The organism is Herbaspirillum sp. UBA812, assembly GCF_002296545.1.
GTDB classification, from domain to species: domain Bacteria; phylum Pseudomonadota; class Gammaproteobacteria; order Burkholderiales; family Burkholderiaceae_D; genus Herbaspirillum; species Herbaspirillum huttiense.
The window spans coordinates 1-12,370 of record NZ_DBIC01000244.1; the positions used below are offsets into that span (position 1 = coordinate 1).

12 protein-coding genes are annotated in these 12,370 nt (G+C 62.9%); 9 read left to right on the top strand and 3 right to left on the bottom strand.

Annotated features, from left to right (window positions below; translation table 11 throughout):
- From ppsA to B3873_RS15995, 4 genes are all read left to right on the top strand, one after another.
- Positions 1–2,017: phosphoenolpyruvate synthase (gene ppsA / locus B3873_RS15980; protein ID WP_286867250.1), on the top strand; the 2,017-nt coding region annotated here is incomplete at its 5' end.
- A 151-nt stretch (positions 2,018–2,168) separates the two neighbouring features.
- Positions 2,169–2,603, top strand: a complete 435-nt coding sequence (locus B3873_RS15985; RefSeq protein ID WP_286867251.1) for an NfeD family protein — start codon at positions 2,169–2,171, stop codon at positions 2,601–2,603.
- Positions 2,604–2,645: 42 nt separating this feature from the next.
- Positions 2,646–3,557: an SPFH domain-containing protein gene (locus B3873_RS15990; protein WP_034336986.1), complete on the top strand. Its 912-nt coding sequence runs from the start codon at positions 2,646–2,648 to the stop codon at positions 3,555–3,557.
- Between the two features lie 69 nt (positions 3,558–3,626).
- Positions 3,627–4,847, top strand: a complete 1,221-nt coding sequence (locus B3873_RS15995; protein WP_286867255.1) for a serine hydrolase domain-containing protein — start codon at positions 3,627–3,629, stop codon at positions 4,845–4,847.
- A gap of 107 nt (positions 4,848–4,954) precedes the next feature.
- Here the strand turns inward: B3873_RS15995 and B3873_RS16000 are convergent, their stop codons facing one another.
- The gene (locus B3873_RS16000; RefSeq protein WP_209532918.1) at positions 4,955–6,379 is read right to left on the bottom strand and encodes an ATP-binding protein; all 1,425 of its coding nucleotides are present in this window, start codon (positions 6,377–6,379) and stop codon (positions 4,955–4,957) included.
- A gap of 1 nt (position 6,380) precedes the next feature.
- Positions 6,381–7,070, bottom strand: a complete 690-nt coding sequence (locus B3873_RS16005; RefSeq protein ID WP_039788247.1) for a response regulator transcription factor — start codon at positions 7,068–7,070, stop codon at positions 6,381–6,383.
- Positions 7,071–7,441: 371 nt separating this feature from the next.
- On the opposite strand from B3873_RS16005, the gene B3873_RS16010 reads away from it, so the two are divergent.
- Positions 7,442–8,173, top strand: coding sequence for a hypothetical protein (locus tag B3873_RS16010; RefSeq protein ID WP_286867257.1), 732 nt, complete (start codon positions 7,442–7,444; stop codon positions 8,171–8,173).
- 46 nt (positions 8,174–8,219) lie between these two features.
- The gene (locus tag B3873_RS16015; protein ID WP_286867259.1) at positions 8,220–9,800 is read left to right on the top strand and encodes a hypothetical protein; all 1,581 of its coding nucleotides are present in this window, start codon (positions 8,220–8,222) and stop codon (positions 9,798–9,800) included.
- 73 nt (positions 9,801–9,873) lie between these two features.
- Here B3873_RS16015 and smpB read toward each other — a convergent pair whose 3' ends face one another.
- On the bottom strand, positions 9,874–10,323 hold the full coding sequence (gene smpB / locus B3873_RS16020; RefSeq protein WP_088753876.1) for an SsrA-binding protein SmpB: 450 nt from the start codon (positions 10,321–10,323) through the stop codon (positions 9,874–9,876).
- Positions 10,324–10,390: 67 nt separating this feature from the next.
- Here smpB and B3873_RS16025 point away from each other — a divergent pair, with 67 nt between their 5' ends.
- From B3873_RS16025 to guaB, 3 genes are all read left to right on the top strand, one after another.
- On the top strand, positions 10,391–10,822 hold the full coding sequence (locus B3873_RS16025) for a type II toxin-antitoxin system RatA family toxin (RefSeq protein WP_034336959.1): 432 nt from the start codon (positions 10,391–10,393) through the stop codon (positions 10,820–10,822).
- On the top strand, positions 10,815–11,120 hold the full coding sequence (locus tag B3873_RS16030; RefSeq protein WP_276840742.1) for an RnfH family protein: 306 nt from the start codon (positions 10,815–10,817) through the stop codon (positions 11,118–11,120). The genes B3873_RS16025 and B3873_RS16030 overlap by 8 nt, the downstream gene beginning before the upstream one ends.
- Positions 11,121–11,252: 132 nt before the next feature.
- Positions 11,253–12,370, top strand: a 1,118-nt coding sequence (guaB, locus tag B3873_RS16035; RefSeq protein ID WP_286867262.1) for an IMP dehydrogenase, incomplete at its 3' end; no start/stop codon positions are given.

Here is a 12,370-nt window from a genome sequence, read left to right on the forward strand (position 1 = left end):
CGCCGTGCGTTCCTCCGCCACCGCAGAAGACCTGCCTGACGCGTCCTTCGCCGGTCAGCAGGAAACCTTCCTGAACGTGGTCGGCATCGACAACGTGCTCGAAGCGATGAAGCACGTCTTCGCCTCGCTCTACAACGACCGCGCGATCTCCTATCGCGTCCACAAGGGTTTCACGCACGCCGAAGTGGCCCTGTCGGCCGGCGTGCAGCGCATGGTCCGTTCGGACGTGGGCGCGGCTGGCGTGATGTTCACCATCGACACCGAATCCGGCTTCAAGGATGTGGTCTTCATCACCTCCAGCTATGGCCTGGGTGAGACCGTGGTGCAGGGTGCCGTCAACCCGGACGAATACTACGTCCACAAGCCCATGCTGGAACTGGGCAAGCAGCCGGTGATCCGCCGCAACCTGGGTTCCAAGCTGATCAAGATGGAATTCACCGGCGAAGCCAAGGCCGGTCGTTCGGTCAAGACCGTGGATGTGCCGGTGGAACTGCGCAACCGCTATTCCCTGACCGACGCCGAAGTGGTGGAACTGGCCAAGTACGCCACCATCATCGAGAAGCACTACCAGCGTCCGATGGACATCGAATGGGGCAAGGACGGCCGCGACGGCAAGCTCTACATCCTGCAGGCCCGTCCGGAAACCGTGAAGTCGCAGCAGAAGGCGACCGATGCGCAACAGCGCTTCAAGCTCAAGAGCTCCGGCACCGTGCTGGCCACCGGCCGTGCCATTGGCCAGAAGATTGGTGCCGGTCCGGTGCGCGTCATCAGCGATCCGGCTGAAATGGAACGCGTGCAGCCCGGCGACGTGCTGGTGGCTGACATGACCGACCCCAACTGGGAACCGGTCATGAAGCGTGCCTCGGCCATCGTCACCAACCGTGGTGGCCGTACCTGTCACGCCGCCATCATCGCGCGTGAGCTGGGCGTGCCGGCCGTGGTCGGCTGCGGCGATGCCACCGAAGTGTTGAAGGATGGCACCCTGGTGACGGTCTCCTGCGCCGAAGGCGACGAAGGCAAGATCTATGATGGCCTGCTGGAAACCGAAGTGACCGAAGTGGCCCGTGGCGAACTGCCCCCGATCCCGCTGAAGGTGATGATGAACGTGGGCAACCCGCAGCTGGCCTTCGACTTCCAGTCGATCCCCAACGGCGGTGTCGGCCTGGCGCGTCTGGAATTCATCATCAACAACAACATCGGCGTGCACCCCAAGGCCATCCTGGAATACCCGAACATCGACGCCGACCTGAAGAAGGCCGTCGAATCGGTCGCCCGTGGCCATGCTTCGCCCAAGGCCTTCTACGTCGACAAGCTGGCTGAAGGCATCGCCACCATCGCTGCGGCCTTCTGGCCCAAGCCGGTGATCGTGCGCCTGTCGGACTTCAAGTCCAACGAGTACAAGAAGCTCATCGGCGGTTCGCGCTACGAGCCGGACGAAGAAAACCCGATGCTGGGCTTCCGTGGTGCCGCGCGTTACCTGGCCCACGACTTCGCCGAAGCCTTCCAGATGGAATGCCAGGCCATGAAGCGTGTGCGTGAAGACATGGGCCTGACCAACGTCGAGGTGATGGTGCCCTTCGTGCGTACCCTGGGCCAGGCCGAGAAGGTCATTGGTCTGCTGGGCAAGTACGGCCTGAAGCGTGGCGAGAACGGCCTGCGCGTCATCATGATGTGCGAAGTCCCGTCCAACGCCATTTTGGCCGAGCAGTTCCTGGAGCACTTCGACGGCTTCTCCATCGGTTCCAACGACCTGACCCAGCTGACCCTGGGCCTGGACCGCGATTCCGGCATGGAACTGCTGGCCGCCGACTTCGACGAGCGTGATCCGGCCGTGCAGGCCTTGCTGACCAAGGTCATCGCTACCTGCCGCGAAAAGGGCAAGTACGTCGGTATTTGCGGCCAGGGTCCTTCGGACCATCCGGACTTCGCCGAATGGCTGATGGACCAAGGCATCGAGTCCATCTCGCTGAATCCGGATACCGTCATCGACACCTGGCAGCAGCTGGCCAAGAAGTGATGAAGCAAGAAGTGATGAAGCTTTAAGCGTCACTCAAGACCAACTTCGAAAGAAGTGAAAGGCGCGGACAGAAATGTCCGCGCCTTTGTTTTATTTTCTCAAGCTGCAGTAGACTGCGGGTGTTTGCAGTTTTCTTCATGGGGATTCGACGATGACGGACTGGTCACTCTGGCTGGTGCTGGCCGGCGCGCTGTTAGGTGCAGAACTCTTCACAGGCACCTTTTACCTGCTCATGATCGCGCTGGGACTGGTGGCCGGCGCCATCGCTGCCTGGTGCGGCCTGATGCTGGAATGGCAGTTGCTGGTGGCCGCCGTGGTCGGCGTGGCGGCGGTGCTCGGTCTTCGCCGCAGTCCTTATGGCCGGCTGCGACGCAGCAGCGCCAACGATGATCCCAATCTCTTGCTCGATATCGGCCAGAGCGTCGAGGTCCCGGCCTGGCAAGTGCACGGCAACCAGTTCATGGCGCGCGTGCCTTATCGTGGCGCGCAGTGGGATGTCGAGCTGCTGCCCGGCCATCATGCCCGCCCCGGCAGCTTCGTCATCCGCGAAATCCGCGGCAGCCGTCTGCTGGTCGCACCGCGTTGATCTGCATCTTCATTTTCCCCCTCTCGTTTTCAGGAGAATTTCATGCTGGGTAGCGTCACTCTGGTCATCTTTTTCCTTGCCATTGTCTTCGTCGTGCAGACGGTCAAGGTGGTCCCGCAGCAGCATGCCTGGGTGGTCGAGCGCCTGGGCAAATACCACGCCACGCTGGCCCCTGGCCTGAACATCGTGGTGCCCTTCATCGACCGCGTGGCCTACAAGCACATCCTCAAGGAAATCCCGCTGGACGTGCCGCCCCAGGTCTGCATCACCAAGGACAACACGCAATTGCAGGTCGACGGCATCCTGTATTTCCAGATCACCGACCCGATGCGCGCGTCCTACGGCTCCTCCAACTACATCGCGGCGATCACCCAGCTGGCGCAGACCACGCTGCGCTCTGTAATCGGCAAGATGGAACTGGACAAGACCTTCGAGGAACGCGACCACATCAACACCGCCATCGTCAGCGCCATCGATGAATCGGCGGAAAACTGGGGCGTGAAGGTGCTGCGCTATGAAATCAAGGACCTGACCCCGCCCAAGGAAATCCTGCACGCCATGCAGGCCCAGATCACCGCCGAGCGCGAAAAGCGCGCCCTGATCGCTGCCTCCGAGGGGCGCAAGCAGGAACAGATCAACATCGCCACCGGTGAGCGCGAAGCCGCGATTGCCCGCTCCGAAGGCGAGAAGCAGGCCTCCATCAACCGTGCCGAGGGCCAGGCTGCGGCCATCCTCGCCATCGCCGAAGCCAGCGCCGAAGCGATCCGCAAGACCGCCGCTGCGATCGAGCAGCCGGGCGGTTCGGATGCGGTCAACCTGAAGGTCGCCGAGCAGTATGTCGATGCCTTCGGAAAGCTGGCCAAGACCAATAACTCCATCATCGTGCCGGCCAATCTGGCGGACATGAGCGGGCTGATCGCCTCGGCCCTGCAAGTCGTCAAGCAGCAGAAGTAAGCCATGCATCCACGTTTCACGTCCGTTTTTGCATGCAAACCGCTGGCTGCACTGATGGCGGCAGGGCTGATGCTCGCTTCCGTTTCCGTGCTGGCGCAGGAAAGCCCCGACATGACCGCCGTGGCCGAACGCGTCGACCAGCAGATGACGCAATTGCTCGGTCAATATCCCGTGCCCGGTGCCAGCATCGCCATCGCCTATCAAGGCAAGCTGGTTTACCAGCGCGGCTATGGCATGGCGGTGACCGAATCGAATACGCCGGTCACGCCGCTGACGCGTTTTCGGATCGGCAGCGTTTCCAAGCCGGTCACGGCGGTGGCGGTGCTGAAGCTGTTCGAGAAGGAATTGCCGCAGGTACTGGATCGTCCCGTGTTCGGTCCGGAAGGATTGCTGCCGGACGCCGCCTATCCGGACTTTGCCCAGCCCCTGGACCAGCGCGTCCTGAAGATCACCTTGCGCGAGTTGTTGCAGCACACCAGCGGCTGGGGGGGCAGCGACTACGATCCGCAATACGACCTGGTCAACATCGCCAAGGCGCGCCAGGTAGCCGCACCGGCCTCGGCGCGCGACGTGATCGCCTACGTGCTCAAGCAGCGCCTGCTGGATGCGGCTCCGGGAACGGAATTCTTCTACAGCAATTTTGCCTACAACGTCCTGGGACGCCTGGTGGAGCAGAAGTCCGGCATGTCCTATGAAGAGGCGGTGCAGGCACTGGTCTTCAAGCCCGCTGCGGTGGAGGATGCCGCCATCGCCGGTGACCGCCGCATCGAGCGTGCGGCCAATGAGACCGTCTACTACGACGATCCACGCTGGCCCGCTGTGGCCGATCGCGATGGCAGTGGCGCCACCGGTCCGGAATCCTATTCGGCCCTGCATTTCAAGGCCATGGATGCCACTGCGGGCTGGATCGCCACGGCGGCCGACCTGGTACGCTTTGCCGATGCGACGCAAGGGCGCGGCGTTGCCCCCTTGCTGCAGCCGCAGACCCTGGCGCTGATGAAGCAGCGCAATCCCGCCCAGGCCGAGAACAACTATGGCCTGGGCTGGGTGGTGACGCGCAGCAATGGGGTGGAGATCCTCTCCCACAGCGGCGCACTCACCACCGGCACCTACGCCTACCTGCAATCGCGCGCCGATGGCTGGACCTGGGCGGTGCTGATGAACCGCCTGCCGATTCCTTATCCGCCGGAGCAGGGCGTGAGCGAGTTGCAGGCCTTCCAGGTGGCGGTGCAGCGCGGGTTGATGAATGCCATCGTCAATCCGGCCACGGTGCCTTCTGCTGCACAATAATTCATACAGCAAACGCCCATTGAAAAGCCCCGCCCGGCGTGAAACCGGACGGGGCTTGGTCTTGGTGCATATCGTTCATATCGTGCCTGTCGCCCGCGAGGCGGCGATCAGATCTCGGCAGTGTCTCCGCGTGCCGGCTCATCGGCCATGAAGGGCAGGGTGATGTCCACCCGCAAGCCGCCGTCGCTGCGATTGGCGGCGCGGATGAAGCCTTGGTGCGCTTCCACGATGCGCCGTGCAATCGAGAGCCCCAGTCCGTGGCCGGCGCTGTTGCTCTTGGTGCGGCTGCTGCGGAAGAACAGCTCGAAGATGCTGTCCATTTCTTCTTCCGGCACACCCGGTCCGCGATCCAGGATGGACAGGTGCAGCAGCTTGTTGACCTCGTCGAGCTCGGCCACGAATTGCACGGCCGTCTCGGGTGCCGTGTGCTTGATGGCATTGCGCAGGACGTTTTCGATGGCGCGATAGAGCAGTTCCGGATTGCCCTTGACCTGCACCCGGCAATCGATGCGGCTTTCCACGCGCTTGCCCAGCGCCTCGGCCTCGAAGCTGGCGTCATTGGTCATGTCGGCCAGCATGGCCTGGATGGCGATGGCTTCTTCCATCGAACCAGGCACGTTGGCTTCCAGCCGCGACAGGGTCAGCAATTCGCCGACCAGCTTGTCCATGCGCACGCTTTCGCGTTCGATGCGTTCCAGAGTCAGTTCCAGCTTGTCCTTGTCCTGCACGCGTGCCAGGCCGATGGCCATCTGCAGGCGCGCAATCGGCGAGCGCAGCTCGTGCGAGACATCGTGCAGCAGGCGGCGCTGGCTTTCCATCAGGGTGCGCAACTTGGCCGTCATGGCGTCGAAGTCGCGTCCCAGGTCGGCCAGTTCATCGTTGCGCGCGCTCATGACCGGTTCCAGCGCCTGGTCCAGATTGCCGTTGGCGGCCTGGTTGAAGGCATTCTTGAGGTGCCGGATAGGATGCGAGAAATACCAGGCCAGCAGCAACGCAAACACCAGACTGGCCACCAGCGCCACGGCTATCGGCATGGTCGGGAAGAACAGCGGCTTGGGTCCGCCCCTATCCTTCATGTAACGCGGCTCGCGGCCCGGCATGCCGCCCGGGGGCGGGCCGAACTCGTCGTTGGGCGTGGGAATGAACATCAGGTAGCTGTGGCCGTTGGCGGCCTTGACCAGTTCCACCACCCGGCGATCGCGTTCGGTGGCCAGCACGCGGCGCGCCTGTTCCACCAGATGCGGCGAAACTTCGCGGCCCATCAGGTCCTGGTTGTCTTCATCCACGGCATACAGCTGCAGGCGATGCGGGCGGCCCTCGTTGATCAGGCTGCGCAAGGCTTCCGGGCCGCCGAACTGCAGGGTGGCGGCGGCCGCGCGGATCATGAAGGAGGCCGGTGGACTGAGGTCGATCTCCGAATTGCGGTTGCTGCGTTCCAGGTTCTCGATCCAGAACAGCACGCCCACGCCGAAGGTGGCGGTGATCTGGGCGATCGCAATGAAGAAGAAGAACTTCCAGAAAAGCCGGCCCACTTTATTCCTTGATGAACTGGTAGCCCAGGCGGTAGACGGTCTGGATGCAGCTCTTGTCGCTGCCCAGTGCGGCGATCTTCTGGCGGATGCTGGAGAGGTGGACGTCGATGTTGCGGTCGAAGCGCGCCAGCGGACGGCCCAGGCCTTGCTCCGACAGGGTCTGCTTGCTGACCGGCTTGCCGGCATTGCGGGCCAGCACTTCAAGCAGGTTGAATTCGCTGCTGGTCAGTTCCAGCGGACGGCCATTCCAGGTGGCACGGCGCTGTTCCGGCCACATCGACAGGGCCCCCACGGCCAGCGGCGAATAGGGCGCCTGCTCGCTGCTTTCGGCCGAGGCGCGACGCAGGATGGCACGGATACGGGCAGCGATCTCGCGCGGCGTGCAGGGCTTGGGGACGTAGTCGTCGGCACCGAGTTCCAGACCGATGATGCGGTCGGTGTCATCGCCCTTGGCGGTCAGCATCACGACCGGCATGTTGCTCTTGGCGCGAATGCGGCGCAGGGTGTCGACACCGTTCAGGCGCGGCATCATCACGTCCAGCACGGCGATGGCGTACTGGCCGGTGAGCGCCTCGGCGGCACCGGCTTCGCCGTCATGGGCGACATTGACTTCAAATTTTTCCTGCTCCAGGTATTCCTTGAGCATCTCGACGAGCTCCACGTCATCGTCGATCAAAAGCACTTTAGACATTGCTGCATTCCATTCTCGAATTGCCCTGCCTTCAGGCCGCAGGGCGTCGGCAGCCCGTAATATGCCGTAAAAGGTTTTGCAGAAGTGTTTCAGGCCTTCTTTACAATTGCATCTTTACATTCATTTACCGCGGCCGGCCGCCGCCTGCCAAAGCGCGAGAACTCGCATTTTTCTTGCTTTCCATTCATCAGTGCCTGACGGCAACCCGCACCGGGTCTGGCTGGGGCGCTGAGGGCGGACGAGCTCGCTTAACAAGACTTTACTCGGCTTTACGCGGCAGGCATCAACTTAACACGTCTTGATGACCGATACTTTTGGCATGTACAAGGGAGCGATGCATGGGGCATCGCGCACAATAAAAGGAGTCCGTCATGGCCATCAGCAGCGTGTCGTCCAGCAATTTCAGTCTTGCCGATCTGTCGGCGTTGTCCGCAACCAGTGGTTTTTCGACCAGCGCCACGCCGCGCATGGATGCGCCGCCACCGCCGCCGGGTGGTGACAAGGGCGGGGGCCTCATCGGGGCGCTCAAGGATATCCTGTCCGCGCTGGGCGTCGATCTCGACAGCTCGGCCACCAGCGCCACTTCGGTCACGTCGGCGACCACCACTTCCTCCAGCAGCAGCATCTCGTCGGCCAACGTCGATTCCAAGCTCGATGCCTTCCTGCAGGAATTGATGGCGGCTCTGAAGGGCCAGAACAATCCGCCGCCGGGACCGCCCCCGGCCAGCTCCACGTCTTCCTCGGACAGCAGCACCAGCAGCGTATCGGCCACCAGCGATGCCAGCAGCACGAGCAGCAGCAGTTCGACCAGTACCGATACCACTGCACGCGCCTACACACCGGGCGGCCGTCCGCCGCCACCGGGAGGAGGGCTGGAGGCGGATCTCCAGAGCCTCATTTCCAGCCTCTCCGGCAGCAGCAGCGGCACTGATGCAGGCTCAGGAGACGGCACCGTCTCCTCGCTGGAAAGTGCATTCAGCAACCTCCTCAGTTCCTTGGGCGCGTCGTCATCCACGACCTCGCTCTCGAGCTTCCTGCAAAGCCTGCAGAGCAAGCTGGCCGCAGGCAAGACCACTGGCAACCTGATCGACACCACCGCGTGACGGGAAGGGCCGTGCCCGGGCTGGCAGCCATGCTAAGCTGCCGGCCATGAATGCTCCCGACCCCGCCACCCTGGCTGGCATCATGGGCCTGATGTGCGAGGCCATCGCCCTGCGCGGTGCAGGCCAGCCTGCCGCCGCCCTGGCCGCTCTCGATCAGGCCCTGCGACTCGATGCCGGCTTCCTGCCCGTGCTCATGCAGCGTGCCAGCCTGCTGCAGGAAACCGGCGATCTTCCTGCCGCGGCCGCTGCCTACCAAGCCTGCCTCGATCTGTTGCCCGATTATGACGAAGCCCGTGTGGCGCATCGTGCCGTCTTGCTGCAATGGGTAGATGCGCTCCAAGCGCGGCTGCTGCAGGAGGGCGCAAGGCCTGTCGAACAGCGGGTGTTGCTGGCGCGCTTGTACTGCCAGCTGGACCAGCCTCATGCGGCCTTGTCCGCCATCGAACCTGCCCTCCCGCTGCCCGCGCTGGAGGACCAGGCCCTGCATGCCGATATCCTGCTGCGGCTGAATCGCCATGAAGAGGCCTTGCGCTGCTATCCCGACGACGCGGCCGAGGATGAGGCGCGCGCCCTGATCGCCTTCAATCGGGCCGACATCCTGCGTCGCATGGGCCGGATCGAGGCGGCTCAAGCCGGATATGAAGAAGCCTTGCGCTGGCATGCCGACTTTCCGCAAGCCCAGGTGGGGCGTGCACATATGTTGCTCACGCGCGGGGACTTCGCCGAAGGTTGGCGAGAACATGAAGCGCGCTTCCGGATTCCGGAATTGGCCCGGCGCGCCATCACCACGCCCAGTCCGTGCTGGCAGCACGGCGAGTCGCTCAGTGGCAAACACATCCTGCTGTGGTCTGAACAAGGGCAGGGCGATTGCCTGCAATTTGCTCGCTATCTGCCGCTGGTGGCAGCGCAGGCGGCACAGGTCACCCTGTGTGCCCCGGCGGGCTTGCTGGCAGTGCTCGCGCCGTCCTTTGCGCAGGTTCGCTGCGTGGCGCATGTCAGTGAAGCCGGTCCGCATGATTGTCACGCTTCCTTGCTCAGTCTTCCGTATTTGCTGGATCTGCCGCATCCGAGCCAGGCTCCGTCTGCGCCCTACCTGAAGGTGGATCCGATCCGCCTTCAGCAATGGCAGCAGCGTCTCGCCGAGACAGCGGCGGCTTCACCGCGCCGTCCGCGCATCGGCCTGGCCTGGGCCGGTCGCCAGTACGCCACACCGCACCCCAGCCGCGATGTACCGCTGGCGGAGTGGCTGCCCTTGTTTGAACTGCCGGTGGAGGTGGTCAGCCTGCAAGTCGAGATCCCGCTGGCCGATCAGGACGTGCATCAGGAGCTGTCTGGCCGGCTCCGCACCTTCCCGCTGGCGGACTGGGCCGATTCGGCAGCGCTGGCCTGCGCGCTGGACCTGGTCATCAGCGTCGATACCGCCGTGGTGCACCTGGCCGGCGCGTTAGGCTTGCCGTGCTTCCTGCCGCAGCGGCTGGAAGGCGAGTGGCGCTGGGGCGTGCAGGGCGAGCAGAGTGCCTGGTATCCCTCGGTAAGGCTGTTCCGTCAGCAGCAGCGGGGACAGTGGGGCAGTGTGGTCGAAGAGATCGTGGCCGCTTGCCGAGAACGCTTTGCCGCGTGGAGCTGAGCGCGTTGCAAGCGGACATGAAAACGGCTGCACAAGGCAGCCGTGGTCGCAGTCAAGGAGAGGCTGGAAGGGATCAGCGGCGATGCTGCTTCATCGCCGTCTGGATTTCGCGCTGGGTGTCGCGCTGCTTTTCGGTCTCGCGCTTGTCGTGCTGCTTCTTGCCCTTGGCCAGGCCGATGTCGCATTTGACGCGGCCTTTGCTGTAGTGCAAGTTCAGTGGCACCAGCGTGTAGCCGGAGCGTTCCACCTTGCCGATCAGCTTGCTGATCTCGGCGGCATTCAGGAGCAGCTTGCGGGTCCGGGTGGTCTCCGGATGCACGTGCGTGGAGGTGCTGGTCAGCGCACTGATGTGGCAGCCGAACAGGTAAACCTCGCCATTGCGCACGATCACGTAGGCTTCCTTGAGTTGCACGCGGCCGGCGCGGATCGATTTGACTTCCCAACCTTGCAAGACGAGGCCTGCTTCGAATCGCTCTTCGATGAAGTAATCGAAAAAGGCCTTTTTGTTATCAATAATGCTCATCTAAATAAAAATTCGTCTCGTCGGTTAAAATTGTGCCTTTGCGATTTTATCAAACGGATCACCCTCGATGGCAGTCGTACACAAAACCGTCCTGATCAACTATAGCGCGGAGCAGATGTTCAACCTGGTCGACAAGGTTGAGGATTACCCTGAATTCCTGCCCTGGTGTGGCGGTGTCGAGGTTTCCGAGCGCAGTGATGACAGCCTCACGGCCAAGATCAAGATCAATTATCACGGCCTCAAGCAATCCTTCAGCACCCAGAACACCAACGTGCGCCCGACCAGCATGACCATGCGCCTGGTGGAAGGCCCGTTCAAGCATTTCGAAGGCCGCTGGACCTTCAAGCCGCTGCGCGAGGATGCCTGCAAGATCGAATTCGACATGGAATATGAATTTTCCAGCCGCATCCTGGAAGGGGTGATCGGGCCGGTCTTCAGCATGATCGCCAACAGCTTCGTCGATTCCTTCTGCAAACGCGCTGAACAGATATATGGCTGAAGAGGCCTTTTTGCAAGTGCAGCTCTGCTACGCCGCGCCCGGCCTGCAGATACTGCAGGACCTGCAGGTAGCCCCCGGCAGTACCATCCAGCAGGCCATACTGGACAGCGGCCTGCTGCGCGAGCAGCCGGCCATCGACCTGTCGGTGTGCAAGGTCGGCATCTTCGGCAAGATCAAGACGCTCGACACGGTGCTGCGCACACGCGACCGCATCGAGATCTACCGGCCGCTGATTGCGGACCCCAAGCAGTCGCGCCGCCGCCGTGCCGCGCACCGGGAGCAAGCGGACCGCCCTTGAGCGGCGCTGCTGCCCGGCCCAGCATCCCAGCCTTCCGGCATTTTTACGACGCCCGGAGGGAGAAACGCAAGTAGAGCAAGACGCGCGTTCAGCTTTTCTGTATAATTCGCTTTTGCGCCTATAGGAAACACTATGCGTCTTCTCCAAAAAGCACTCACGTTCGATGATGTGCTGCTCGTTCCGGCCTTCTCGGACATCCTCCCCAAAGATACTTCCCTGACCACGCGCCTGACGCGCAACATCTCGCTGAACATTCCGCTGGTCTCCGCGGCAATGGATACCGTGACTGAAGCCCGCCTGGCCATTGCCATGGCGCAAGAGGGTGGCATCGGCATCATCCACAAGAACCTGACGCCCAAGGAACAGGCGCGCGAGGTTTCCAAGGTCAAGCGTTTCGAGTCCGGCGTGGTCCGTGACCCGATCACCATCCCCCCCACCATGAAGATCCGTGACGTCATCGCGCTGTCCAAGCAGCATGGCATTTCCGGCTTCCCGGTGGTCGAAGGCAAGGCATTGGTCGGCATCATCACCAACCGCGACCTGCGCTTTGAAGAAGAACTGGACGCAGAAGTCCGCGCCAAGATGACCCCGCGCGACAAGCTGGTCTACGTCAAGGAAAACGGCTCCAGCGCCGATCCGGAAGAAGCCAAGCGCCTGATGAACAAGCACCGCCTGGAGCGCGTGATGGTCGTCAACGATGCCTTCGAACTGCGCGGTCTGATCACCGTCAAGGACATCGAAAAATCCACCGAACACCCCTTCGCCTGCAAGGACGAACACGGCAAGCTGCGCGTGGGTGCCGCCGTCGGCGTCGGCCCGGACAATGACGAGCGCATCGAGCTGCTGGTCGCCGCTGGCGTGGACGTGATCGTGGTCGACACCGCCCACGGCCACTCCGCTGGCGTGCTCAACCGCGTCAAGTGGGTCAAGACTCGCTACCCGCACGTGGAAGTCATCGGCGGCAACATCGCTACCGCCGCTGCCGCCAAGGCTCTGGTGGAACATGGCGCGGATGCCGTCAAGGTCGGTATCGGCCCCGGCTCCATCTGCACCACCCGTATCGTCGCCGGTGTCGGCGTGCCGCAGATCTCGGCCATCGCCAACGTCGCTGAAGCCCTCAAGGGTACTGGTGTACCGGTGATCGCCGACGGCGGTATCCGCTTCTCGGGCGACGTCGCCAAGGCGCTGGCCGCCGGCGCTTCGGCCGTGATGATGGGCAGCATGTTCGCCGGTACCGAAGAAGCCCCGGG